26 protein-coding genes are annotated in these 25,849 nt (G+C 41.9%); 14 read left to right on the forward strand and 12 right to left on the reverse strand.

Annotated features, from left to right (window positions below):
• Positions 1-28: 28 nt before the first annotated feature.
• Entirely contained in the window at positions 29-181 is a 153-nt protein-coding gene (locus tag VB620_RS00765) for a hypothetical protein (RefSeq protein WP_323194212.1), read from the reverse strand.
• 75 nt (positions 182-256) lie between these two features.
• Between VB620_RS00765 and VB620_RS00770 the strand changes: the two genes are divergently transcribed.
• Both VB620_RS00770 and VB620_RS00775 read left to right on the forward strand, forming a co-directional pair.
• Complete coding sequence (locus VB620_RS00770; RefSeq protein WP_323194213.1) at positions 257-1,513, forward strand: vWA domain-containing protein; 1,257 nt, start codon at positions 257-259, stop codon at positions 1,511-1,513.
• Positions 1,510-2,787, forward strand: a complete 1,278-nt coding sequence (locus VB620_RS00775; RefSeq protein ID WP_323194214.1) for a vWA domain-containing protein — start codon at positions 1,510-1,512, stop codon at positions 2,785-2,787. The genes VB620_RS00770 and VB620_RS00775 overlap by 4 nt, the downstream gene beginning before the upstream one ends.
• 73 nt (positions 2,788-2,860) lie before the next feature.
• Here VB620_RS00775 and VB620_RS00780 read toward each other — a convergent pair whose 3' ends face one another.
• Complete coding sequence (locus VB620_RS00780) at positions 2,861-3,043, reverse strand: hypothetical protein (RefSeq protein WP_323194215.1); 183 nt, start codon at positions 3,041-3,043, stop codon at positions 2,861-2,863.
• A gap of 6 nt (positions 3,044-3,049) precedes the next feature.
• On the reverse strand, positions 3,050-4,126 hold the full coding sequence (locus VB620_RS00785; RefSeq protein ID WP_323194216.1) for a PIN/TRAM domain-containing protein: 1,077 nt from the start codon (positions 4,124-4,126) through the stop codon (positions 3,050-3,052).
• 243 nt (positions 4,127-4,369) lie between these two features.
• Here VB620_RS00785 and hemW point away from each other — a divergent pair, with 243 nt between their 5' ends.
• Positions 4,370-5,551 carry a radical SAM family heme chaperone HemW gene (gene hemW / locus VB620_RS00790; RefSeq protein WP_323194217.1) on the forward strand — a complete coding sequence of 394 codons (1,182 nt, stop codon included), beginning with the start codon at positions 4,370-4,372 and terminating at the stop codon, positions 5,549-5,551.
• Positions 5,552-5,614: 63 nt separating this feature from the next.
• On the opposite strand, the gene VB620_RS00795 is transcribed toward hemW, so the two are convergent.
• Entirely contained in the window at positions 5,615-5,779 is a 165-nt protein-coding gene (locus VB620_RS00795; protein WP_323194218.1) for a hypothetical protein, read from the reverse strand.
• Between the two features lie 18 nt (positions 5,780-5,797).
• Between VB620_RS00795 and VB620_RS00800 the strand changes: the two genes are divergently transcribed.
• A complete protein-coding gene (locus VB620_RS00800; protein WP_323194219.1) occupies positions 5,798-6,349 on the forward strand; it encodes an REP-associated tyrosine transposase in 552 nt (183 codons plus the stop codon).
• Between the two features lie 735 nt (positions 6,350-7,084).
• Here VB620_RS00800 and VB620_RS00805 read toward each other — a convergent pair.
• The 3 genes from VB620_RS00805 to VB620_RS00815 all read right to left on the reverse strand — a co-directional run bounded on the left by VB620_RS00805 (position 7,085) and on the right by VB620_RS00815 (position 10,292).
• On the reverse strand, positions 7,085-7,522 hold the full coding sequence (locus VB620_RS00805; RefSeq protein ID WP_323194220.1) for a DUF29 domain-containing protein: 438 nt from the start codon (positions 7,520-7,522) through the stop codon (positions 7,085-7,087).
• 125 nt (positions 7,523-7,647) lie between these two features.
• A complete protein-coding gene (locus VB620_RS00810) occupies positions 7,648-9,375 on the reverse strand; it encodes an ATP-binding protein (protein ID WP_323194221.1) in 1,728 nt (575 codons plus the stop codon).
• Positions 9,376-9,500: 125 nt separating this feature from the next.
• Positions 9,501-10,292, reverse strand: coding sequence for a glutathione S-transferase family protein (locus tag VB620_RS00815; protein WP_323194222.1), 792 nt, complete (start codon positions 10,290-10,292; stop codon positions 9,501-9,503).
• Positions 10,293-10,654: 362 nt separating this feature from the next.
• Between VB620_RS00815 and VB620_RS00820 the strand changes: the two genes are divergently transcribed.
• Both VB620_RS00820 and VB620_RS00825 read left to right on the forward strand, forming a co-directional pair.
• Positions 10,655-11,314, forward strand: a complete 660-nt coding sequence (locus VB620_RS00820) for a fasciclin domain-containing protein (protein WP_323194223.1) — start codon at positions 10,655-10,657, stop codon at positions 11,312-11,314.
• Between the two features lie 446 nt (positions 11,315-11,760).
• Positions 11,761-12,084 (forward strand): RNA recognition motif domain-containing protein, encoded by a 324-nt coding sequence (locus VB620_RS00825; protein ID WP_323194224.1) that lies wholly within the window; start codon positions 11,761-11,763, stop codon positions 12,082-12,084.
• Positions 12,085-12,249: 165 nt separating this feature from the next.
• Here the strand turns inward: VB620_RS00825 and VB620_RS00830 are convergent, their stop codons facing one another.
• Together VB620_RS00830 and VB620_RS00835 are read right to left on the reverse strand one after the other, a co-directional pair.
• Entirely contained in the window at positions 12,250-12,420 is a 171-nt protein-coding gene (locus VB620_RS00830; RefSeq protein ID WP_323194225.1) for a high light inducible protein, read from the reverse strand.
• A 136-nt stretch (positions 12,421-12,556) separates the two neighbouring features.
• Positions 12,557-14,074: a phenylacetate--CoA ligase family protein gene (locus VB620_RS00835; protein ID WP_323194226.1), complete on the reverse strand. Its 1,518-nt coding sequence runs from the start codon at positions 14,072-14,074 to the stop codon at positions 12,557-12,559.
• Positions 14,075-14,220: 146 nt separating this feature from the next.
• Here VB620_RS00835 and VB620_RS00840 point away from each other — a divergent pair, with 146 nt between their 5' ends.
• The 5 genes from VB620_RS00840 (at position 14,221) to VB620_RS00860 (ending at position 19,403) form a co-directional block, all read left to right on the forward strand.
• Complete coding sequence (locus tag VB620_RS00840; RefSeq protein ID WP_323194383.1) at positions 14,221-15,900, forward strand: serine/threonine-protein kinase; 1,680 nt, start codon at positions 14,221-14,223, stop codon at positions 15,898-15,900.
• 17 nt (positions 15,901-15,917) lie between these two features.
• A complete protein-coding gene (locus tag VB620_RS00845) occupies positions 15,918-18,011 on the forward strand; it encodes a serine/threonine-protein kinase (protein ID WP_323194227.1) in 2,094 nt (697 codons plus the stop codon).
• 33 nt (positions 18,012-18,044) lie between these two features.
• Positions 18,045-18,506 carry a cupin domain-containing protein gene (locus VB620_RS00850; protein ID WP_323194228.1) on the forward strand — a complete coding sequence of 154 codons (462 nt, stop codon included), beginning with the start codon at positions 18,045-18,047 and terminating at the stop codon, positions 18,504-18,506.
• Positions 18,507-18,723: 217 nt separating this feature from the next.
• A complete protein-coding gene (locus tag VB620_RS00855; RefSeq protein WP_323194229.1) occupies positions 18,724-18,966 on the forward strand; it encodes an AbrB/MazE/SpoVT family DNA-binding domain-containing protein in 243 nt (80 codons plus the stop codon).
• Positions 18,960-19,403 carry a type II toxin-antitoxin system PemK/MazF family toxin gene (locus VB620_RS00860; RefSeq protein WP_323194230.1) on the forward strand — a complete coding sequence of 148 codons (444 nt, stop codon included), beginning with the start codon at positions 18,960-18,962 and terminating at the stop codon, positions 19,401-19,403. Before VB620_RS00855 ends, VB620_RS00860 begins: the two co-directional genes overlap by 7 nt.
• 69 nt (positions 19,404-19,472) lie before the next feature.
• On the opposite strand, the gene VB620_RS00865 is transcribed toward VB620_RS00860, so the two are convergent.
• The gene (locus VB620_RS00865; RefSeq protein WP_323194231.1) at positions 19,473-20,675 is read right to left on the reverse strand and encodes a phosphoglycerate kinase; all 1,203 of its coding nucleotides are present in this window, start codon (positions 20,673-20,675) and stop codon (positions 19,473-19,475) included.
• An 89-nt stretch (positions 20,676-20,764) separates the two neighbouring features.
• Between VB620_RS00865 and VB620_RS00870 the strand changes: the two genes are divergently transcribed.
• The 3 genes from VB620_RS00870 (at position 20,765) to VB620_RS00880 (ending at position 24,052) form a co-directional block, all read left to right on the forward strand.
• The gene (locus tag VB620_RS00870; protein ID WP_323194232.1) at positions 20,765-21,172 is read left to right on the forward strand and encodes a universal stress protein; all 408 of its coding nucleotides are present in this window, start codon (positions 20,765-20,767) and stop codon (positions 21,170-21,172) included.
• 731 nt (positions 21,173-21,903) lie between these two features.
• Entirely contained in the window at positions 21,904-22,887 is a 984-nt protein-coding gene (locus VB620_RS00875) for an RNA polymerase sigma factor, RpoD/SigA family (RefSeq protein ID WP_323194233.1), read from the forward strand.
• Positions 22,888-23,290: 403 nt separating this feature from the next.
• The gene (locus tag VB620_RS00880; RefSeq protein WP_323194234.1) at positions 23,291-24,052 is read left to right on the forward strand and encodes a hypothetical protein; all 762 of its coding nucleotides are present in this window, start codon (positions 23,291-23,293) and stop codon (positions 24,050-24,052) included.
• On the opposite strand, the gene cobO is transcribed toward VB620_RS00880, so the two are convergent.
• Together cobO and VB620_RS00890 are read right to left on the reverse strand one after the other, a co-directional pair.
• On the reverse strand, positions 24,049-24,735 hold the full coding sequence (gene cobO / locus VB620_RS00885) for a cob(I)yrinic acid a,c-diamide adenosyltransferase (protein WP_323194235.1): 687 nt from the start codon (positions 24,733-24,735) through the stop codon (positions 24,049-24,051). The two genes, VB620_RS00880 and cobO, sit on opposite strands and share 4 nt — an antisense overlap.
• 486 nt (positions 24,736-25,221) lie before the next feature.
• Positions 25,222-25,695, reverse strand: a complete 474-nt coding sequence (locus tag VB620_RS00890) for a lipocalin-like domain-containing protein (RefSeq protein ID WP_323194236.1) — start codon at positions 25,693-25,695, stop codon at positions 25,222-25,224.
• Positions 25,696-25,849 lie beyond the last annotated feature (154 nt).

The raw sequence follows: 25,849 nt of genomic DNA on the forward strand, positions 1-25,849 counted from the left end.
TCGCTAATTAGTTATTGGTCAATCAATTTTAGATTTTAGATTTTAGATTTTGGATTAGACTGTGATCTAAAATACTCCCCATACCTCCCACACTCCCCACACCTCCCACACTCCCCACACTCCCCACACTTCCCACACTCCCCACACTCCCCACACCTCCCACACTCCCCACACTCCCCATTGCTAATTTTTCCGTAGTGCTGATGTGGCGGTTTGAAGTTATTTATATAGATATGCTAACTAGGAATTTTGGGTTATGAAGGTCAATTTACAACCTATTTTGAATGATGCTAATTTGGACGCGCATCAACCAAGCAGTCAACGTCAGTTATCAATATCCGTTTCGGCGATCGCAGAAATTGCCGACCGCAATATTCCCCTGAATCTATGTCTAATTCTGGATCACAGTGGTTCGATGCATGGACAACCTTTAGAAACTGTGAAGCGTGCGGCTATTGGTTTAGTGGATCAACTCAAGGCTGGCGATCGCCTGAGTGTTGTGGCTTTTGACCACCGAGCTACAGTTTTAGTCCCTAATCAAACTATGGCTCATCCAGAACAGATTAAAAAACAAATTAACAGCCTCTCTGCTGGGGGTGGAACAGCCATTGATGAAGGTTTGCGTTTGGGAATTGAGGAATTAGCCAAGGGTAAAAAAGAAACTGTTTCTCAAGCCTTTTTATTAACTGATGGCGAAAATGAACACGGTGATAATCAACGCTGTTTGAAGTTTGCTGAATTGGCAACTGGCTATAATTTGACTTTGAACACGTTAGGATTTGGTGACAAATGGAATCAGGATATTTTAGAAAAAATTGCTGATGCTGGCTTAGGTAGTTTGTCCCACATCCAAAAACCGGAACAAGCCGCCGATGAGTTTAACCGCCTGTTTAGTCGGGTGCAAACGGTGGGATTAACTAATGCTTATTTGCTGATTTCCCTGAAACCTTATATCCGGCTAGCGGAACTCAAACCCATTGCCCAAGTTGCCCCAGAAACCATTGAGATACCTATGCAACAAGAAGCAGACGGACGCTTTACAGTGCGCTTGGGTGATTTAATGAAAGATGCAGAGCGGGTAATTTTGGCTAATATTTATCTGGGACAGTTGCCAGAAGGTAAACAGGCGATCGCTAATGTCCAAGTCCGCTACGATGACCCGGCGCAAAATCAAATGGGTTTATTGACTGAGAATATTCCAGTCTATGCCAATGTCACTGCTGCTTACCAACCACAGATCGATGCTCGCGTACAGAAATCTATTTTGGCGTTAGCTAAATACAGACAAACCCAGCTAGCTGAGGCAAAATTACAACAGGGCGATCGCGCCGGTGCAGCGACAATGCTGCAAACTGCGGCTAAAACTGCTCTGCAAATGGGGGATCAAGGCGCAGCCACAGTGTTACAAACCAACGCCACTCAACTCCAATCCGGTGGCGACTTATCTGAGAGCGATCGCAAGAAAACCAGAATTGTCTCCAAAACCGTGTTGCAAGATACTCCTCCCCAATGAAAGTTCAATTGCTCTGTGCCTTAAATGATCATAATGTTGACGCGGCTCAAGAAAGCAACCAACGTCAACTATCTATTTCAATTTCGGCGGTTCCTGATGAATTGCACCAGCATTTACCACTCAACCTCTGCTTAATTCTAGATAAGAGTGGTTCCATGCACGGTAAACCCATCGCCACAGTAATTCAGGCAGTAGAGCAATTATTAGACAGGCTACAACCAGGTGATCATATTTCGGTTGTAGCCTTTGCTGGGTCTGCTCAAATAATTATTCCTCACCAAACAGTCCAAGACGTGGAAGCGATTAAAGCCCAGATTCACAAGAAACTCAAAGCTAGCGGCGGCACATCCATCGCCAAAGGCTTAGAACTGGGAATCACAGAAATGATGAAAGGCACAAAAGGAGCCGTTTCCCAAGCATTTCTGCTCACAGATGGTCATGGAGAAAATGGTGTGCGGATTTGGAAATTGCAAATTGGCAAAAATGACAATCAGCGCTGCCTAAAACTCGCAAATAAAGCCACTAAAATCAACCTCACTATCAACACTCTGGGTTTTGGTAATGATTGGAATCAGGATCTATTAGAAAAAATTGCCGATGCCGGTGGCGGTACTTTAGCCTACATAGAAAGTCCAGAACAAGCAGTAGATCAGTTTCAGCATTTATTGCGGCGGGTTCAGTCTGTGAGGCTCACCAATGCCTACTTGCTACTATCTCTAGTTCCTGATGTCCGTCTAGCAGAATTTAAACCCATAGCCCAAGTTTCCCCAGACACCATTGAGTTACCAATACAACCAGAAACTCATGGCGGCTTTGCCGTGCGCCTGGGTGATTTGATGCAAGATATGGAACGGGTGGTTTTGGCTAATATTTATCTGGGACAATTACCAGAAGGTAAACAGGTCATCGGACATTTGCAAATTCGCTACGATGATCCCTCTGGGAATCAACAGAACTTAGTTTCGCCAATGGTTCCAGTATATGCAGATATCGTCAGAGATTATCAACCAGCACCTAATTCCTTAGTGCAGCAGTCTACATTGACCTTAGCTAAATATCGACAAACTCAGTTAGCAGAAACAAAACTGCAACAGGGCGATCGCACCGGTGCGGCTACAATGTTACAAACTGCTGCTAACACCGCCCTCCAAATCGGGGATCAAGCCGCAGCCACAGTCTTACAAACCTCCGCCACTCGTCTGCAAGCCGGGGAAGAACTTTCGGAAGCCGACCTGAAAAAAACTCGCATGGTATCCAAGACAGTGTTGCAATAAATGCAGATTGAAAACCTTGATTTTGGTTAGTCCGCGCAAGCGGACTTTGTTTGTATAGCCAGCGTTTACAATGCTATTTTTTCCTAGCCTTCCAAGTCCCGCCATACATATAAAACGGGTTATTTTCACTCACACCCGCCCAACATTGACGACAAACAAAAATCCAGTTACCTGCTTGTTCCCACTTCACCCTAAACAAAATCGGTGCAGATTGACTACACCGATCGCAAATTTTAACTCGATTTTTCACTGACATTTACTTTCACGCCAATGCTGAAGCTTGGGGTTTAGCAAAAATCATCCGTCCGGCGGTGGTTTGCAAAGCACTTGTCACCACTACCCGCACCTCGCCACCGACATAATTACTACCTTCTTCCACCACAACCATTGTTCCATCATCGAGGTAGCCTACCCCTTGACTGGGTTCTTTGCCTTCCTTGAGAATTTTCAGGTCAAGATTATCACCAGGCAAGTAAGTAGAACGCACAGCATTCACTAAGTCATTAACGTTTAAAACAGGGACTTTCTGCACACTGGCGACTTTAGACAAGTTATAATCATTCGTCAGTAGTGTCCCGTTAATTTCCTGGGCAAAGCGGACTAATTTGGCATCCACTGTGGCTGTATCTTCGTAGTCAACGGGGTTAATTAAAATCCGGTCTGGGTAATCTTGCTTAATACGGTTGAGAATCTCTAAACCCCGCCTTCCCCTGACCCGCTTTTGGTCTTTACTCGCATCGGCGACTTGTTGCAATTCCTGCAAGACAAACTGTGGGACTAAAATTTGTCCTTCTAGAAATCCGGTTTCTAGTAGGGATTCAATGCGACCGTCAATAATGCAACTGGTGTCTAAAACTTTAGTATGAGCAGGTTTTAGCATCCCTTCTACCACCATTGTCTCTACGTTGTTGGGATTAATAAATCGTAATAAACCCCGCCCGTGGGTATCTGCTAAATTCATCCCCGTCACAGACAATATAATACTGCCGACAACTGCCACCAGTGGCTTAATAAAGCCAAAATCCGGCGGAATAGGCAGTAAAAATAAGGGGGCTAGCATTAAGTTAGCTAACAATAACCCAATTACCAAGCCAATGGCACGAGTCAAAATCATTTCTAGGGGCATTTCTCGGACTTGTGACTCTAAGCGCCGATAGGACGTTTGGAAAGTCAAGCCGACTGCGCCGCCGATAATAGAGGCAAATACAGCCACAACTAAGCGTAAAGCTTCTAAGTTGGTCACCCCATCTAGGGAACCACCGGGTAGTAGTTCAATGCTATAGAACCCTATTCCCGCAGCAGCGAGGATGAATGAGATAATGATAATGGCATCAAGCATAGTTTTGTAGTTTTCCTGCGATTATGTGACCCTATAAAGTCAAGTATTTTTCATCGGTAAGAGAGATTGATCAATATTGACTTACACTAGGCGTTGCAGCAGGGAATATCTGCAAATATTATAACTAAAGTGATTTCTCTTAATATTTTTCATGATTTTGTGATCAAACGTTAAAAATTTGGAAAAAATTACTTATTTTAGCTGTTTTTAATCTTTAGTTGAGTTCTGAAATTCTGGCTCATAATGAATCACCAAGTTAATAGTTTTGGAATTGCTAGTTCTGCTTATATACACATTCCTTTTTGTCGCCGGCGGTGTTTTTATTGTGATTTTCCAGTTTCTGTGGTGGGCGATCGCGCGCGGGGTGAAACATCTGGTACAATTTCTCAATATGTTGAGGTACTCTGTGAAGAAATTGCTATGATGGCGGTCACTGGTGAACCTCTGAAAACGATTTTTTTTGGTGGTGGTACTCCTTCTTTACTATCTATAGAACAATTACAACGGATATTAGCAACGGTAGAAAAACGTTTTGGTGTCGCTGCTGGTGCAGAGATTTCTATGGAGGTAGACCCAGGAACCTTTGATTTAGCACATATATCGGGCTATTGTAGCGTGGGCGTGAATCGGGTTAGTTTGGGTGTACAGGCGTTTCAAGGGGAATTATTGCAGCTTGCGGGGCGATCGCATACTGTTGAAGATATTCTCACATCTGTGGACTTAATTCACCAAGTAGGAATAGCCGAATTTAGCTTAGACCTGATCTCAGGTTTGCCGCATCAGTCTTTGGAACAATGGCAAGATTCTTTAAAACAAGCAGTCAGCCTGATGCCTACTCACATCTCCATCTATGACCTTACCATAGAAGTCGGTACAGCTTTCGGTCGTTACTACAAACCAGGAGACAAGCCATTACCCACCGATGAAACCACGGTGAAAATGTACAAAATGGCGCAGCAAGTTTTGACCAGTGGGAGTTATGAACATTACGAAATTTCTAATTATGCTCTTCCTGGTCATCAATGTCAGCATAATCGCGTGTATTGGGAAAACCGCCCTTATTATGCTTTTGGGATGGGTGCGGCCAGTTATATCGAGGGGAAACGCTTTACTCGTCCGCGCAAAACTCAGGAGTATTACCAGTGGGTGAAAGCTGGGGCTGTAATTGATTGCGAAGTCACACCACCAGAAGAGGTATTATTAGAAACTTTAATGTTGGGCTTGCGTTTAGCTGAGGGTGTGAGTGTGGAGATGTTGTCCCAGAAGTTTGGGGAAGAAAAGTTAAAAGAAATTCACCAATGTTTACAACCTTATTTAGCAAAGGGTTGGGTGGAAGTGGTTGGGGGAAGGTTGCGTTTATCTGATCCCCAAGGCTTTTTGTTTTCTAATGTGGTCTTAGCTGATTTGTTTAAAAAGTTGGAATGAAACCCACAAAAAACCCAATCAGTAGTAGGGTGTGTTAGCGACAGCGTAACGCACCAAAAACATTTAATTAAAAAACCGGATAAATTGACAAAAGCGTAACGCACCGAAAACATTTACCAAAATTACACCACCAAATGGGTACACTAACCTGATAAATTGACCACAGCGTAACGCACCGAAAACATTTACCAAAATTACACCACCAAATGGGTACACTAACCTTGTCATCTACATTAATAAAATTCTTTGCCTAATTATAGAAGACTCATAATTCCAGGCGGGACTTACTTTTTCACCCAAGTTACCTATCAACGTCGCCCCTGGTTATGTAGCAATATTGCACGTCCTACATTGCGTAAAGCAATTAATGATGTCCGTCAAAAATATCCGTTTTCAATTGATGCGCTAATTTTATTACCAAATCATCTTCATTGTATTTGGACTTTACCAGATGGCAATACTAACTATACAACTCGTTGGCGACTCATCAAAACATTTGTTACCAAACACTGTAGCGAAAAATTGGCACTTGAAGCACAACTAACCGATTCACGCCAGAAACGCATGGAAAGTAACTTATGGCAGCGTCGGTTTTGGAAACACGCTATTCGAGATGAAGCTGATTTTGCTACCCATTGTGATTACATACATTACAATCCGGTGAAACACGGTTTTTGTCAAGCACCAAATCAATGGGAATTTTCCAGTTTTCACCGATTTGTTGCACAAGGAATTTATCCAGAAGATTGGGGTAGTGAAATCGCACCAAATATACCTAATAATGTGGGCTTTGAATAAATATCTAGTAGGGTCTATTAAGTGAGTAGTGAGTAGGGTGTGTTAGGACGATAGTCCGTAACGCACCTCTTAAATGTGCTATGTAGAGTAAGCAGAATAACTCTATTTTTATTGTGCTACGTGGTGCGTTACGCTTACCAAATAAGGCGGTGCGTTACGCTGTCGCTAACACACCCTACTGGCTCTTACATTAATGATTACAGTTCTTGGAAATTATCTAATTGTTAGTTATAGCAGGGAACAGGCTCGAAACTCTTTAATTGTGAGGGCTTCATTATCTGTTTCTGTCCTAACCACCTTGGCGGTTGCTATAAAAAAACTTGAGTCACAATAGCCATAAGATTTATGACTTTCGGAAACCCAAACCAATAAATGCAGCTAAAACTCCAAAACCAGCGACAACTTTTGCCGCAGTCTTGAGATGTTTTCCAAGTTTTTCCACGTCCTTTCTCTCTTGAAGAGCCTTAAGCAAGTAAAATTACTCCTCATCACTAAGAGTAGTAATATATCCCTCAGAAATCATGTCAATAGGAATAGATTTGAAAAAACTAACACGTTCTTTTTGATGCCTTTTGAGATTATCTAGTTCCTTGATAGTCTCGCTCAATTTTCTGCTTTAGTCCTTCTAATCTCCTAGCAACTTGTTGCATCTTCTCAGAATCAAAAATATTGTGAGGATTATTGGCTTTAATTTCTTGAATAGATGATTAATTTTTTATAATAATAGTGCCGAACCTAGAAAACTTCTGATTCTGGTAAAAAATCAGGTGATAAAATTTCTGTCAACTTATAAGGACAAGTTTCTGGAAATACAGATAAACCTGTTTCTCTTTCAGCGCTAATGGTCGATAAAGGATAAACTTTATCTATAAATTCATTCAGATGAGATTGCAGACTAGGATTTTCTTGCAGGAGTTCTTGTAAACGCAGACGTTGTTCTTTAATAGTTAATTCCCAACTACGAGAACGGAGATTAGGCTGAAATTGCCATTTCAGTAAGTGCATAATTAATATTTCTAATCTACTTGTTAATTGTCTTTTTTCAGAACGTCCCATATCTTCGATTTCTTCAGCAATTTTTAGCCAATCTAATTCATTTATTTGTCTAGTTCTTAATAAATGTGCTTGCTGTTGTGTCCAAGCATAAAAATCATGGTCATGGGCTGTATTCATATTTTTCTAAAAGATTTTATGGGGGTTACTTGTTCAGCATAATTATAGGTTAGGTGGAGTAAAGAAACCCAAAATTTGAAAGTTTTTTTTGTTGGGTTTCACTTGGTTTAAACCAACCTATATACCTAAAAACCTAAGTCTGCTTTCGCTATTTCCGCAGCTGCGAAGAGTTCTGCATCTGGTTTTTCTTCCCAAGCGGGGTCGCCGATTTCTGCATAGAAGGTTGCGTCATAAGGACGGGTTTTCACAACTACCGGCATGGGGACAGCATGACCTAAAATTAAGGCTTGTTGCTTAGAATCTAGTTTGGCTAAGACTGACCGCAAACCACCAGCACCAGATACACCTGTAAAGATGGCATCTATATCTTTATCATCATTGAGTAGGGCGGTGATGCGTGTGCCAATCTGTGACATAACTTCATTATCAATCCCGGATGGGCGTTGGTCTACTACTAATAAAGTTACGAAATATTTCCGCAGCTCACGGGCGATGGTTCCGAAAATGGTACTCTGGACAATGGCGGGGTCTAGGAAACGATGCGCCTCTTCTATGGTAATCATTAATGGTGTGGGGCGATCGCATGGATTTTTACTTTGTAGAAATTTATCGGCTTTCTCGACATAATGTCCATGAATACGTCTAGTAATCATGTTGGTTACTAACATATAAGAAAGCATATTGGCTTGGGAACCAAATTCGATAACTACGTTTTTCCCAGCTTCTAAAGATTGGACAATTTTACTAATATAATTCTGGGGACAAACACCCCGCATATACTTTAAACTATCCAGGCGCATGAGTTTACGCTGTAAGGAAGTTATGGAACCGGGATGACCTGGTTTTTCTTCACAAAAAAGTTTGATATCTTCCCCTGTCATATTAAACAATTGGGGAATCCAAGATTTACCCAACTCATTACAGAGAATACTGGCGTTATCTAAAGCAGCGTCGGATAGTCCTAATTCTCGACTACATAACTTGATGTCTTCGACTTGAATTTGTTCATAACTAAGATACAATTCTTGTGCATCACGCACACCCCGACGTTTTGTTGATGTGGGGTCAAGGGTGTAGACTTCGACTTTACCGGGAAAGAGTTGCTTTAAGCCTTTAACGGTGTTAACATTTTTACCTTCGGCTACTGCTTCCCAGCCATACTCGGAATGCATATCAAAAATTAAATTTACCGCCGCATTTTTGCGAATTACTCCCGCTAAAAGTAACCGGGTGAGAAAGGATTTCCCTGTCCCAGATTTGCCAAACACGCCGTTACTCCGTTCGACGAAGCGGTTTAAATCAATACAAATCGGCACATCCATATCTAAGGGTTTACCGATAGAAAAGTTTCGCCTGTGGGGGTCATCTTCCCAGCCAAATACGCGGCGAAAATCCTCAACACTTGCGTCATAAACTTGACTAAAGTGACTGGGAATGGTTTTCACTGGTTGTAATTCCATCGTGGTGCTGGTTTGGGGCTGAAATGATGCTAAACCATTGGACGATGGGAGAACAGTATGAGGTGTTTTACCATTAGAAGAGAAAGTTTCTTCTGATTCCGGTGTGAACATTAACATGGGTGCGAGGTTGATAGTACCGTAAGTACCACTACCTGCTAAAACTTCTCTTAAAAAAGTATCCTCCCAACCTGGGGGATTAGCAATGATGCGATCGTTTGCTGTTCCTAGTGCTACATCTGTCAGCATACAGAAAAAGCGCGATCGCATTCCATGCACAACTAAAAATTTACCTACCCGCATATCTTCTACAGAAATGTCTGGGTGTAGTCGTACTTCTAATCCCCCTGTTAGAGAACCTTCTGTTACTGAACCTAATGGTTGTGAGGAGTTCATATCTTAAGTGCGGAGAACTTGATCATGGGTCTCTATGCGATTAACAAACCACAGAGGCACAGAGAACACAGAGCAGTTAGGAAGAGAGAAGTGTTTAAGGTTCTCTCAGGCTATCATCCCATGATCTAATCGATTTGAATAGCTGTCGGTGCTGATCCGGTTGTGGGTAAGTTAATTAATGGTTTACGGAATTGAGCATATAGGCGATCGCGCCAGCTAAAAAATAGTTCATAATCAGGATTATCCGCTAATCCGGGGACACCTTTACCTAAGAGACTGGCTGGTAAATCTAGATAGGCGATTTGGGGGAATTTCAGCACGATTGATAAACTGGCTACGGTTAAATCCGCTAAGGTTGGTTCATCACCAGTTAAATAGGGACTCTCCGCTAATATTAATGTTAACGCTTCTAGGTCTTGTTTCAAGTCGGCGATCGCTGATTTAATCACCTCTGGGCTATAACCCACACCAAAACCTAAAACCGTCAACACATCACTGGGAACTCCAGCCACCAGAGTTTTGAATATATCCGGTGTAGAATTAGGTAACAAAGACTGGCGAAAACTTTGGTCTTGACTAATGGCAGAAAACAGAGCCTTCCTACCCTTCACACCAATAGACTCATCCGCCCATTCTTCCATCAATAAGGTTAAACCCCGTTTATGGGAATCTTGAGGAATCAGTGGACGTTCCGGATATTCTAAATCCAAATACTTAGCGATTTCCGTAGAATCAACAATATATTTACTCCCGTCTTTTAAAACTGGCACTTGTTTTTGACCAGTCAACCGGAATAAATCTAATTGTCCTACCCCTGGTGTAACCTCTATTTTCCGGTAATCTAGACCTTTGTAATCTAGAATCAACCGCACCTTCTCTGAGTAGTGAGATAATTCCCATTGGTATAATTCTAACATAATCTCTACTTTTAACAAACTAATTCCACAATGCTCTCATTGTATCTTCAGTTCAAGTAATTTTCCTGAGAAATTCCAAATTTTCGAGACAAAAATATCGTTAAAATAGACACTTTATGAGCTAACACTCAAAAATTCCGTGATTTTTCTCCCCAGTTATTTGTTGAATAATAAAAATATCAAATCACCCAACTGAATAGATAAATATACTCAATTCACCTAATTTTCCCATTCAGCCACTCAAAAGCATGAATAGTAATCCTGTTCACCAACCATCTTCAAAGGGGGATTACAATATTTGGGATAACAAAGTGTTATAAATCTTTATGTGACCCGCATAAACTCCAAAACAAACAAAATTTATGAAGGCAGACTATAGCAAAGTGTTCAACAAGTTAGCAGCCCTAGTAGGATTAGCGAGCGTCAGCCTCCTGATTACTTTACCATCTGAAGCCAATCAACCAAACAATCAATTATTAGCCCAGACTGGTAGTGGAGTCCTCAATCCTCGCCCCAGTATTTTCAATGAATTCCCCTACAACCGTAATCGTCCGACTACACCAGGTGGAACAGTCACACCTCCCGCCCCAGATACAACCCCAACTCAAGACCAGACCTTGTTAGGATTAGCAGAGTCTAGTCCTAACTTTAAAACCTTAACCGCCGCCCTCAAAGCCGCCGGATTAACAGACGCTTTAGCAGGTGAAACTAACTTAACAGTTTTCGCCCCCACAGATGCTGCATTTGCTAAGTTACCGCAAGATGCTGTGAGAGACTTACTCAAGCCAGAGAATAAAGAAATTTTGCTCAAGCTATTAACATACCATGTCGTCGGTGGTAAAGTTCTATCCACTGACTTGTCATCTGGTGAAGTACAAAGCCTGGAAGGTGGAGCAATCAGCGTTAAAGTTAGTCCAAATGGTGTAATGGTAAATGATGCCAACGTCGTTCAGGCAGATATTGAAGCTAGTAATGGTGTCATACACGCAATTGATCAGGTGATTTTGCCTCCTGACTTGTAGATTTTGCGCAGAGATAAAATTATTACCATAATTTGAGTTCATACAATCCCGTTCAGTTGTTCATACTGGTCGGGATTTTTTTCATTGCCCGATAAATATGATATAGCAATCGCCAAGGAGGTTAGGACAAAACAGATAATGAAATCCTTGCAATTAGAGAGTTTCTAGCCTCTTCCCTATGATGCACTAAGCTTGCTATACATCTAAAATATCTACCTAAAGGAGAGTAGACTTAGAAACATAAATATACATTAGCTTAACATAACTTTTTATAACAGTTTTTTTGACTTTCCCCTGATAACTGAAATTATGTGTCACAATCAGGGTTGAGAATTAATTCGGCGACAGCGTTTGTTTTTAGTATTGACAGGCTTTTTCCTTGTGGTATTTACAGACTTTTCTCCGAAATCTAAATCTCTACATCTTTGTGATTTTGGAGACAATAAATGTCAATTTACATAGGCAATCTTTCTTACGAAGTGACCCAAGAGGGTTTATCTGGTGTGTTTGCAGAATACGGCTCTGTGAAACGTGTGCAAATACCAACTGACCGTGAGACAGGTCGTGTTCGTGGCTTTGCTTTCGTAGAAATGGGTTCAGACGCTGAAGAAGAAGCAGCTATTGCGGCCTTAGATGGTGCGGAATGGATGGGACGTGACCTGAAAGTTAACAAAGCTAAACCCAAAGAAGATAGAGGTGGTTCCTTTGGTGGTGGTGGTAACCGGGGAGGATACGGTGGTGGTGGCGGTGGTGGACGTAACCGCTACTAAGAAGCAGGGGTGCAGGGGGGAAAGATTGTTAAATACCCAGTACCTAGTACCTAGTACCCAGTACCCAGTACCTAATATCTCCTAAAATTTTAGCTCCGAACAAGGCCGAGGCCCTGTCCGGAGCTTTTTCAGTTAATATTCTGATTGAAATTGGCAGAACCTAGATTATAGGATACCCCAGAAGTGGAGAAAACCTTGACCGGAGAACACTTCCAAAAGAATAGCGGAGATAAAGCCAATCATGGCAAAACGACCGTTCCAGTTTTCGCTTTGAGGAGTGAATCCCCAACGTAAAGCGTTAGGGTCGTTGGAAGTTGCAGTTTTAGTATCTGGCATAATTAGTATTCCTAGTTTTTATTTAGCAAAAATTGCGGTTGTATGTAAACTAATGTAACAGATGTTTACGAAAATGCAATACAAAACTCCCTCCTCAATTGAGGTAATTACCGTATACGGTCGCAACTTTCACCCACTATCGGCGGGTATAACGATGTTTCACCCCTATGGGGAAATATTCTGCATCACCCATTGGGGCTAATGTGACTTGTGGGGTTTGATATTCTGGGGGGACATAGTTAGCAAACTCGCTGTTGAGGCGCAACAGTTGGGAAAGAATAGAGGATGCGATCGCCTGTCGCTGGTCTTCACTACCTTCTACCCCTGGGGCTAACTCCACCACTACAGATAATAATCGGTTTTTATCGGCATCTTCTTTTACCTGCAAGACAAACTTTCCTGTCACCCAGGGAGTAATTTCGCCTTGTTCTAATCCGACAGTGACATTTTCGGGATAAATATTTGCACCAAAGTAGGAAACTGTAAAGTTAGAGCGTCCGAAAATATAGACAAAAGGTAAGGGATGTATTCCTCTAGGTAAATCCTGAGTCTGAGAGGTCAAATCTGCTATAGGGTCAAATCCCCACTCTGCTAAGAACTGGAGCATGGCATTGTAACTAATTATGCCCCCAGTATCCATAATGTTATAGCGAATTAAGGGGATGCCATTATCTCCAGAAAAGAGTAATTTATTATCCTGGACTTCAAAAAAACGACTGGTGGGGTCGTACTGCACCAATGTGGGTAAACGAGATTCGCCAAATAATGCTTTAGCGGCTTCTGGATGTGCTGCGAGGAAACGACGAATGCATATACTCAAGGGTGTTTCGTTACCCAATACACCTGCGTCCGCAGTCCCGTAAAGTGAAGCAAAGTTGTAGCAGGGATTTTCCGCCCCTACTCTCTCACCCACTAAACTCCGCCATTCTTCGCTGAAGACTTCTCCCGCCATGACTAATTTAATCTGATATTGCTGCCACTCCACACCCTGAGCAATGCCAGTATCAATGACATCTTTGAGAAATGGCGGATAACCGAGTAATACTACTTGATCAAAATCTGCGCCGATTTCCTGTACTATACGTAATATTTCGGTTTTATTATTGCCGGGGGTAATTACGGTGAGGGGATAGCCTTTACTGGCAAGATAGCGACAGCAATTGGTGGTAAACATTCCACCTACCCAAGTACCTAATGAGAAACAAATTACAGAGAGTGTGCGTCTAGTATCTGTATAGAAACTATCATGAAAAATCTGTTCAAATCGTGTAGCAATTTGTAGTTCATCGGTGAAGAAACGCGGCCAAAATGTGGGTTTACCTGTGGAACCAGAGGAGGCTGCGATCATGTCGCAGGTTTCTAATTTTCCATAGCGGCACAATTGGGCTAAAGGATGACGGGATATATAATTTTCTTTGTTAATTACAGGTAGTTTCTCGAAATCTGCCAATGTTTGGATAGCTGTGGGATCAATTTCTTGTGCTGCTAAAAAAGCTTTGTAAGCAGGTACGTTGCTGGCTACGTCGTAAAATAAGTTTAAGGCTGTTGATTGGCTGGAAATATGCAGATGTTGTTGTAGTAAGGTGTCTAGGGGCGTAGAGATAAAGTCTTCAAATCCTTTAATGGCTCGCGTTTTTGGTGATTTGCTGTTCATGAAGTTGAGGCTGATGTGTGGGGCCTATTTTAGCCATTATCTGATTTATGGAAATTTTTGCTGAGACAAGTTGGGGGATGATTACCGTAACTGCAACTGCAACACTTGTAGTAACTTAATAAAACCTTAGTTGAGCCTCTTGAATGATGCAGTTATATTGCAGTAAACAACACGGAAACGACGGTAGCAACTGTTTTTGTATCCATTGTGGTGAGCCGTTACCTCTGGCTGCTGGACAACTTGTCAATCATCGTTATGGGATTATCCGACAATTAGGTCAAGGCGGTTTTGGGCGGACTTATTTGGCGGAAGATCATCAAAAATCTCATCAACGCTGTGTGCTAAAGGAATTTGCACCCCAGGTACAAGCACCGGAGGATTTACAAAAGGCTAGGGAGTTATTTGACCGAGAAGCGAGTGTGCTTCAGTCTCTCCAACATCCGCAAATTCCCCGTTTTCATGCTTCGCTACAGGTGAAAATCGGGAGGAAGGATTTTTTCTTTTTGGTGCAGGATTATATAGATGGTATTAATTATGAGGAATTGTTAGAGCAACGCCAAGGTGAAGGTGGAGTTTTTAGCGAAGAGGAAGTTATCAAGTTATTGCAGGAAATTTTACCTGTTTTATCCTATATCCACTCACGAGATGTAGTTCATCGTGATATTTCTCCTGATAATTTGATTTGGCGGCGTTCTGATAATTTACCGGTATTGATTGATTTTGGGGGTGTGAAACAGTTACCGGCGGAGAAAGGTTTTTGGTTTACTCAGTTGGATGTGAATAATACGTTGTTGGGTAAAAAGGGCTATGCGCCAGAGGAGCAACTGAGACAGGGTAAAGTATTTTTTAATAGCGATTTATATTCTTTGGCGGTTACTGTTTTAGTGTTGCTGACGGGTAAGGAACCACAAAAGCTGTATGACAGTTATGAGGGGATTTGGTCTTGGGGTAGGGAAATTAAGGTCGGTAGGAAATTAGAGTCTGTGTTAAAAAAGATGCTGGCTTATAAACCGAGCGATCGCTATGAAAAGGCTGAAGATGTACTCGCAGATTTATCTATGGCTACAATTCCCAAAACCCAGCATCCTTATGTAACTAAGCTGAAAACGATGGTGGTGGCTCCGGGAAAAAAACAAGCCTCTACTATTGTCAGTAAATTACACAGTCAAACTCAATTAATTAATCAAAAGATTACCATCCCAGTGTGGTTGCGCCCCTTTGCTGTGAGTGTGGGGGGAACAACTTTAGTGGTTTTAATTGGCGCTGGGACTTGGGCTGTGGTAAATTCTATCGTTCGTAGCGTTACTTCTATCAGCATTCCCACAATTTCCTTCCCAGAGATTCCCAGTTTCCCCAATCCTCTGGGTGATAGAGGTTCTGAGAATATTACCCAAATTTTACGCCGTCACCAACAGCTAGAAATACCAACAGGTTTTTTTATCCCGTTTGTAGATAATTTATTTCACGCTGAGAAACCAGAACTGAACGGACGCATTTTGACTGCTGGGGCTGAGGATGCAGGATTAAGGGGTGAATGGGCGGGAATTGCGGGGGATTTATTGGATCAAATTGAAAAGGCTAATCTGAGTAAAGCAGCTCGTCAAAAATTAGGGAATTATGGTTCAGAGAATGAGAAAATTTGGAGAGAACAAGCGAGGAGGGGAGAGTGGGGAAACTATACTATCGATCAACTTAACAGGGATACGAACGAAAAATTTGATCGGTTGTTTCCAGGACAAGACCGTGGGAAACTGAATCAGCAAACTTTCGGTCAACTTTGGTATGCGATCGCAGCTGATCAAGTGGCTCAGGTAAAAATCAAATAACCAATAACCTATGACTTATGTATATAAATAATAGTATTCAACCGGGTTTAACTTTAGGCGATCGCTATGTAATTATCCGTCAAATTGGTCAAGGCGGTTTTGGACGGACTTATTTGGCTGAAGATACTAACCGTTTTCGGGAACTTTGTGTTTTAAAAGAGTTCTCCCCCCAAGTCCAAACCGAGTATATTGTCCAAAAAGCCGAAGAATTATTTGAGCGAGAAGCCAGTGTTCTCTACAAGCTGCAACATCCCCAAATTCCTCGGTTTCGGGAACTACTACGGATGAAATTAGAAGGTAAACAATACCTGTTTTTAGTGCAGGATTATGTGGAAGGTAAAACTTATAATTCTTTATTAGAGGCGCGGAAACAGCAAGGTTTAAGATTTACAGAACCTGAAATTAGACAATTGTTACTACAACTTTTACCCGTGTTGGAATATATCCACTCAATGGGGGTAATTCATCGGGATATCTCGCCAGATAATTTAATTCTGCGGAGTAGTGACAAATTACCAGTATTAATTGATTTTGGCGGTGTGAAACAAGTAGCAGCCACGGTAGCCTCACAATATTACCAGCAACCAGAAGAATCGGAATCCCGTCCATCGCCGACGCTGCTAGGAAAAATCGGCTTTGCACCTCCAGAACAAATGCAAACGGGTTTGGTGTCTACTCACAGTGACTTGTATTCCTTGGCTGTGACGATGCTGGTTTTATTGACAGGAAAACAGCCGCAACAACTAATTGATAATTATTATCTCACTTGGCAATGGCGACAGGAAGTGACTTTAAATCAGGATTTGGGACAGATATTAGATAAAATGCTATCTCCCAGACCAGGCGATCGCTATCATTCAGCCGCTCACGTTTTAGCAGCCCTGAAGCCCTCAGCACCCAGCCATCCACCCACCCAATATCCCCCCATAGCCCCACCGACTACATCCGCCACAGTAGCGGTTTCTCCACCGTCTCCACCCCGTTCCTCTGCCCCATCCCCCTCTTATCCTCCATCTCCGGAACCATCATCCTGGTTGACACCGATCACAGGACTGATAGCACTAATGTTAATTGTCGGTACAACTGGCGGAATTTGGTGGGGATTCAGTACTAGCGATCGCCCAGAAACACCCACAGAAGACTTAAATCAATTTTCTCCAGAGGAACAACAGCGCAAACGCAGATTAGATGCGCGTCGTGAGCAACTGGATATTGACTTGAAATTTTACGTTAATTTAGTCAATCAATTTTTTTGGAACAATAACCCCAACGTACAGGGACGCATTCTCAACGATAAACCCGAAGATGAGAGTTTACGAGCAGAATGGGATAACATAGCCTCCGAAATCTTAGAAAAACTGGCTCCATTAAGTAGTAGGGCGCGACGACAACTAGGAACCTATGGAGCAGCAGAACGGGAACGTTGGCGAGTAGAAGCTAACAAAACTAATGTTAGTAGTACATCTTTATATGATTTAGGTGACGCTGCTTTTTTCCACCAATTTCCCCAACAGCGAGGCCAAGATTTTATTAGTCAACCCATTGGACAAGTTTGGCACGGGTTTGTCAGCGATAAACTCAATGCTATTCTCTCTAAAACTGCTTTTGAAAGAATCCAATTTGATTCAGGCGCTACCAGCAAAACAATCAGAGGGAATCTACAACCTGCTGTTCACCCAGCTGGGGGTAAAGTTTTTATTGCTAGTCTGACTCAGAATCAATTACTAGAAGTGAAGTTAGAAGCAAGTTCTCAAATTTTGTTTTCGGTTTATTCTCCTTCTGGTAAGGTCAAATTTTTAGAAGATTCCACAAAACGGAATTTATCCGCTAAATTACCAGAATCCGGACTTTATGAGTTTGTGATTACTTCCACAGTCTCAGAACCACTCAGTTATCAATTGAATATTACGGCGGAAAATCCCACACCGGAACCAACACCGGAACCAACACCGGAACCAACACCGGAACCAACGCCAGAACCAACACCGGAACCAACACCTACACCAACACCTACACCCACGCCTACACCTACACCCACACCGACAGAAAACCCGACACCGACACCCACACCGACAGAAAACCCGACACCTCCTGAAACTGAGTCCAACTAAAATTCATGAGTCGATTATCTAGAGAAGTGAAAAATGATCATCAACCCTGAAAATGTCCCCAGTCGGACAACTTCAAATTATCCCGATAAATTTAAATCTGTGGTGTTCGGGAGAGCAAAACAGGTGTTAGGAAATGCGGCAGGATTAAAAAATTTTGGTGTGAATTTAGTAACACTTGCACCGGGAAGTTGTTCTGCTCTCCGACATTGGCACACCCGACAAGATGAGTTTGTTTACATCATAGAAGGTGAAGTGACTCTAGTTACTAACACGGGAGCGGAAACCCTCACACCGGGAATGATGGCAGGTTTTTCAGCAGGTGAGAAAGATGGACACCAATTAGTAAATCGCTCCAATGTAGAGGTAGTTTATTTAGAAATAGGCGATCGCAGTCCCGGTGATGTAGGTTACTACCCAGACCATGACCTAATTGCTAAACGTGGTGCTGATGGAAATACAATATTCACACAGCAAGACGGTACTTTATATGAATAGTATTTTTGGACTATCACGACATTTATACACCCCAGTATTCAGCACGGCATGAGACGCGTTTTAACGCAAATATATCTATATCAAAAAAGTTATTGACATCAGCTAATTAAATATGTATCTTCAAAGTATATACGTCAAGCAAAGTTGTTAAGAGTATTTCACTCCGAAAATCTCAAGTTTGGCGTGTGGATCTCTAACAAAATATTTGGAGATATCTATGACGAAAGTTGTTGCTAAATGGGGAAACAGTTTAGCTATTCGAATTCCCAGATCGGTCGCTGAACAAGCGCAAGTAACCGAAGGAACAAGTATAGATTTTACCGTTGAAGGTAGCAGTATTGTGATTACACCACAAAAAAGGAAAAAATATACGCTGGATGAGTTGCTAGAAGGTATGAAACCTGAAAATTTTCATCCTGAAATCGAAACTGGAAACATTGTAGGGAATGAAGATTGGTAGTTAATTCGTACTTTCCCGACAGAGGTCATATTGTCAAATTAGAATTTGGAAACCCGCAGCAATTTACGGCCGATTCAATTAAGCGTGCATTTACCCTGCAAGCGTCAGGAATGTCATTTGATGATATTGCTAGGACATTAAATAATGAATTGCAACAACAAGGGCGTGAGCAAACAGGCTACCGTCCTGTTCTTGTGCTATCTCCAATTAAATATAATCGCATGGCTTCTTTAGTTCTAGCGTGTCCCATAACTAGCACGTCAAAAGGGCTTAGTTTTGAAGTTCCGCTTATTGAGGGAATGCAAACAAAAGGAGTTGTGTTGGCTGACCAAATTAAAACACTAGATTGGAGAGCTAGAAAGGTAAAATTTGTTGAAAGTGTTACACCAGATTTAATAGAAGAAGTACAAGCGAAGCTCGAAACATTAATTTTATAAAACAAAGCTAACAGTGATTAGCTATTAAAATTTTCGTCTAATCACTGATCACTGTTAACTGTTAACTGCTTAAGCTTCGTCTAAAGCCGCAATTCCAGGCAATACCTTACCTTCTAGCAACTCTAAACTAGCGCCGCCTCCTGTGGAGATGTGGCTCATTTGGTCAGCTAAACCGACTTTTTCCACAGCCGCTACAGAGTCACCACCACCAATGATTGTGGTTGTACCAGTTTTACCAATTTCCGCGAGGGTATGGGCGATCGCCTCAGTACCAGCAGCAAATTTATCAAACTCAAACACACCCATTGGTCCGTTCCAAATCACTGTCTTGCAGTCAGCCAAAGCCTCTTGGAAAACTTTGATTGAGTCGGGTCCAATATCCAAACCCATACCATCAGCCGGAATATTTTCAATGCTGACAGTTGTAGCATTGGCATCAGGGGCGAACTTATCAGCCGAAACGATATCTGTGGGTAGCAATAAAGCCACACCCCGTTCTTTGGCTTTAGCTTCCAAAGTCTTAGCTAGTTCTAGTTTGTCTTCTTCCACTAAAGACTTACCCACACTCAATCCACGCGCTTTGTAGAAGGTGAAAATCATCCCACCGCCAATGATCAACTTGTCGCACTTCTCTAGCAGAGTTTCAATTACACCAATTTTGCTGGAAACTTTAGAACCACCAATAATGGCCGCCAAAGGACGTTGAGGACTTTCGATGGCGCTTTGCAAGTATTGCAATTCCTTCTCGATCAAATATCCACCCACAGAAGGACTCAAATAGTGAGTTACACCTTCGGTAGAAGCATGGGCGCGGTGTGCAGTTCCAAAAGCATCATTTACATAAAAATCGGCATTTGATGCCAGTTTTTTCGCAAATTCTGGGTCATTTTTCTCTTCTTCTTTATAAAAGCGGACATTTTCTAACAGAAGAACTTGACCATTTTGTAAAGCACTAACTTGGCTAGCAACTGCATCACCAATACAGTCATCTGTTTTCACAACTTTTTGACCGAGTAATTCCGAGAGACGTTCAGCCACTGGGGTTAAACGTAACTTCTCATCCACACCCTTGGGACGACCAAAGTGACTCACTAAAATCACCTTAGCTCCCTTATCCATCAAATCTTTGATGGTGGGTAGTGCAGCGCGAATGCGAGTATCGTCTGTGATTTTACCTTTGTCATCCACAGGGACGTTAAAATCGACTCTGACTAAGGCGCGTTTACCGGAGATTTCAGCAGCAGATAAATTTGCTAAAGTTTTTTTGGACATAGATAGACTCTCCTGATGGCCTTTTTGTTATTGTTTTGAAAGTAGAACCATCAAGATTTTACCGGAGTCAGGGGTGCTAGGTGAGAGAGATGTTTAAAACAGTACTATTTCCAATTGATCAAAGTCGGGAAGCGCGGGAAGCTGTGGACGTAGTGACAAACGTTGTGCAGAAGCATGATAGTCGCTTGGTGCTGCTGTCTGTGGTGGAAACATCCCCCGCAGATACGTCTAGTCCAGACCCAATGATGTCCGCAGAAGCGGTGGCTAAGTTGCTGGAAAATGCCCAATCTTTTTTTTCTGGGCAAGGAATTACATCTGAGATTATCGAAAGGGAGGGTAAAGCAGCTTTTACTATCTGTGATGTGGCAGATGAAGTTGGGGCAGATTTAATTATTATGGGGTGTAGAGGATTAGGTTTAACCGAAGAGGGAGCTACTGATAGTGTGACTACCCGTGTAATTAATCTTTCTCCTTGTCCTGTGCTGATTGTGCCTTAAATCAGTCAACAGTGAACAGTTATCAGTTATCAAGTGGTGGGAGCGGGTTTACAGATAGGATCAAATATCCACTCTTGTGATGAATAAACCCGCTCATAGGGGGATTTCGGCTCACCCCTAAAGCTTACCAGCAATTGCTGTGGTGTTTTACCAGGGATTTAACTGATACTTCGACTTACTTCGACTGCGCTCAGTACAAGCCGCTCAGTACAAGTAACTGATAACTGATAACTGATAACTGATTCGTAACATCCCTCCATCTTCTCAGGGGACTCAGTTCGGTTATCCGGCTACTTATAAGCAACAGACGACAGGGTTTTAGCGTCACTATAGATATAGTTAATTAAATTGAGGAAATTTATTTCTTTTTCAATAAATCCATTTTCGATTATAATTGTAAGATTTGTCTGAGATACTTTACTATCTGTTGGACTTGTCTTAATATAGGATAAGTAGAACTCATATCGACTTCATATTTTACAGTTGCACATGGCAACTGAGGATAAAAAGAATTATCGCAACTAATCAATTGTGTTTCTCAGAGATTCACAGATTAAGGGAAGGTAGAGGAACCTATATCGAGGCTGCATCTTCTTGATACTGCATACGCGGTGTATGAATTGACTTCTTTTGGTAGCGCCCTATGTTCCGTGATATGTGTACTACCTTTCCAGACCAAGTTTTAGTTATTAAAGATCCGTTGTGTTTACGGAGTAGAGGACAACGCACCAATGGCTATTGTTAACACCAAAACCGAAAACCTCAATACCAAGTTTACCGCCGATATGGTGCGAACCTATCTGCGCGAAATTGGTCGTGTACCCTTGCTAACTCGTGAAGAGGAGATTATTTTCGGTAAGCAGGTACAACAGATGATGATGCTGCTAGAAGCGAAAGAAGCTTTAGGGAAAACACTAGAGCATGAACCCAGTTTAGCAGAATGGGCGGCCCATGTTAACCAGTTGGAAACAGAGGTGACACAGGCTGTAGCTCAAGGTAAACGAGCTAAACAAAAGATGATCGAAGCAAACTTGCGCTTAGTGGTAGCGATCGCCAAGAAATACCAAAAGCGGAACATGGAGTTTTTGGATTTGATCCAAGAAGGAACTCTAGGTTTAGAAAGAGGTGTAGAAAAGTTTGATCCCACCAGGGGTTATAAGTTTTCCACCTATGCTTACTGGTGGATTCGCCAAGCGATTACTCGTGCGATCGCCCAACAAGGTCGGACTATTCGTTTACCAATTCACATCACCGAGAAACTCAACAAAATCAAAAAAGTGCAGCGAGAACTGGCGCAAAAGCTGGGGCGATCGCCTACACCAACTGAAATTGCTGTAGAGTTGCAACTAGAGCCGATGCAAATTCGGGAGTATCTCAACATGGCTCGTCAACCAGTTTCCTTAGATGTGAAAGTCGGCGATAACCAGGATACAGAATTGCAAGAAATGCTTGAAGATGACGGGCCATCTCCAGAGTATTACACTACCCAAGAGTTCTTGCGTCAAGACCTGAATAACTTGTTAGCAGAACTCACCCCCCAACAACGACAAGTTTTAGCTCTGCGCTTTGGTTTAGAAGATGGGAACGAAATGTCCTTAGCCAAAGTGGGTGAACGCTTAAATCTTAGCCGTGAGCGCGTCCGTCAGCTAGAACATCAGGCTCTGGCTCATTTGCGCCGTCGTCGAGCCAATGTCAAAGAGTACGTTGCTAGCTAAAAGCAAATGGCTCGCTGTGACGCGCCTCCTGAATACAGGGGGCGATTTTTTTTATTAGGTGGGGAGTAGGCTCAAAACTCACTAATTGAGACATTTCAATTATCCGTGTGTCTCCTCATCTCCTTAGCGATTGAGATATTTGCTGTTGTAGCTATTTAAAGTATCAGCTTGAAATTAGCTCATGGCATAAATCTTTACAGAAAAGTATGAATCCTAAAACCAGAATTATTGTGCAATTTTAGGCTAAAATTAGGACTAATGTTGGGTCTTTTGACATCATCATCCGACATAATAAAAATGTAAAATAGATCACACCTTTGACAGTGCCTTAAATAATCTGTATTGGGTTATGGTTTAAGTAAGTTGAAGATAAAGAAGTTGATTTTTTGACAGGAGGGATCGGGTGCTTAACAAAATTAGTAAATTATTCACCGCACGTAAGTTGAAACTTCCTCTTCTGGGCTTACTTCTGACAATAGGCGTAATTGGTGAACAGACTAAACCAGTATTGAGTAATCAAACACCAACCATATCTACCAACGAACCATCTGTGCTATCTCGCTTCCGACAAGTGCGAGAACAAAGAAATCTCATCCGCAAAATTGTTCTTGAAAAAGAAAAGCGCCGAAATCTCGCAGAGTCTTCACTAGAAACCGCAAATGTAAAGGATGAAGTAAAACATCGTTCTCGATTTGTGTCCTCTAGTAAATTGTTGAGGAATATCAAAACCACACCTGAAATTACCTCCCTATTTAGCCTCACTCCCAGATTTCCCAGAACAAATTTCCCCACCCAAGATGGGACTTATCTCTATGGTCAATCACCAATATCTGACCAAATTGGGCAAGGATATATCGTATTTGAGAATCGCCAAGGTAAGATCACAGGGGCGTTGTATATGCCTCAATCAGAGTTTAGTTGCTTTCAAGGTGCTATAGAGCCATCAGGAGAATTGGCGATGACAGTTACATCTTCTCCTGGTGAAGTGGGTGTGAATCAGATAGCGACAGCTAATCAATTTCAAATACCTAACTACAATGATGAGCAAACTAGAACCTATCCTTACTCTGTAGCACTGCCAGACTATCATCGGATTAGTGCAATTAGCACTAACGACCAACGGATTTTGCAGTTGTGTCAAGAATATTACACTGAGCTTAGTTAAAACTCAATTCCTGGTTGCGCCTTCACACCTTGATCTCGGAATGGATGTTTTACTAAATTCATTTCTGTAACTAAATCTGCTCGTTCGATTAAAGCAGCTGGCGCACCTCTACCTGTGAGAATTACGTGCTTATTTGGGGGTTTTTCTGCTAAACCGGCTAAAACGTCTTCTACTTGTAAATAGCTCATTTTCAAGGCGATGTTAATTTCATCCAACAGCACTAGTTGAAATTCGGGATTGCGGATATATTCTAAGGATTTTTCCCAAGCGGCGCTGGCTTTATCCAAGTCACGATCGCGGTCTTGAGTTTCCCAGGTAAAACCTTCGCCCATAGCGTGAAACTCTAGCTGGTCTTCCCAAAGGCTAAAAACTTGTTTTTCTGATGGTTCCCAAGAACCTTTGATGAACTGCACAATGGCTACTTTATAACCATGACCGAGCGATCGCAACACCATTCCCAAGGCCGCAGTAGTTTTACCTTTACCATTCCCAGTATTAACTATAATTAACCCTTTTTCTGGCAAAGCCTGTGCTATCCGCCGATCTTGTACCTCTTTGCGGCGCTGCATCTTTTTGCGGTACTGTTCATCAGTTAGGTCAGTTAGGGTTGAGGACATAACTTCGTCTATTAACCGTTCAATTTCTTTATCTGAGTTTAACTCGAATGGTGTATCACTTTTCATCAACCTTACCTGAAAAATAACTGCTGTAATCAGTAAAATTTGGCCTTGTATCACGCAGAAGCGCAGAGGCGCGGAGAGTTCGTTTGGAGAATACTGGATTTTTTCTGTTTATTTAACTGCTGAAATATTCCCAAATAACTTTTTCTTTGATCACTTAATTCCCTGTTCCCGTACACTGAGCGTAGCCGAAGTGCTGTTCCCTGCTATATATTCATCCTATTTTTGGGGACAATTAGCAAAATTTTGGTATCTGTAAAATACCTGGCTTCTCTGGGAAGAATAATCATTAAGGAATACTATGTTAAGTTACAATAATATAGCTTTGACATCAGTAAAAATGTTGAATAGCTACATTTTTGCAGGAGTTAATTCACTAAATTTTTACAGAATGCTGATTGAATAAAAATTGGATCAAAACTTGATTGACTATATAATCAAATGCTAACAAATTTCTATAGGTTTCAAACATCCTCTAACACCTAAATATTAAACCCGCTCCCAGGTTAACCTTTGAGGTGTTCCACCGATAGGAGGGGTGATTAATACCAGCTTATCGTCCATAAATTGGAATTGACGTTCTTGCTTTGTACCAATCCAATCAGGGATGAGGCTAACTTCAACATGATGAATTACTGTTTCTGCTTGAACTTCATATTTACCACTATAAGAAACATAGTTAGCTGATGCTTGAAGATATCTCATAATTGCTTGAATATACTTCCCCGCAGTAATTAATAGCCAAGGTTTTAGGAATATTTTTCTCGCATTCATTAAGTCTGCTAAGGGTACTTCAATATTACGGCGATGGGATTTCATAATTGTGGCAGACATATAACCAGCTTGGGTGTATGTAATATAACCAATGGGATTTTCTCCAAATGGGCGGAGAATTTCACCATCGGGGGATTTTGTTTCCCAGGATACTAATTTCCAAGTTCCGACAAAATTATTTGGATTCATCTTTTTGCTATTGTTACATGAGTATAATTTAGGACTTACGCACAAATTACGGAATAACCAACCACAGAGACGCAGAGGACACAGAGAAATCAGAATGTGAGTGGTCACTGAGCAGTTCGACAGGCTCACTGTAACACTTGTCGAAGTGAGAGTT

The sequence above is a fragment of the Nodularia harveyana UHCC-0300 genome (assembly GCF_034931085.1).
GTDB lineage: Bacteria > Cyanobacteriota > Cyanobacteriia > Cyanobacteriales > Nostocaceae > Nodularia > Nodularia harveyana.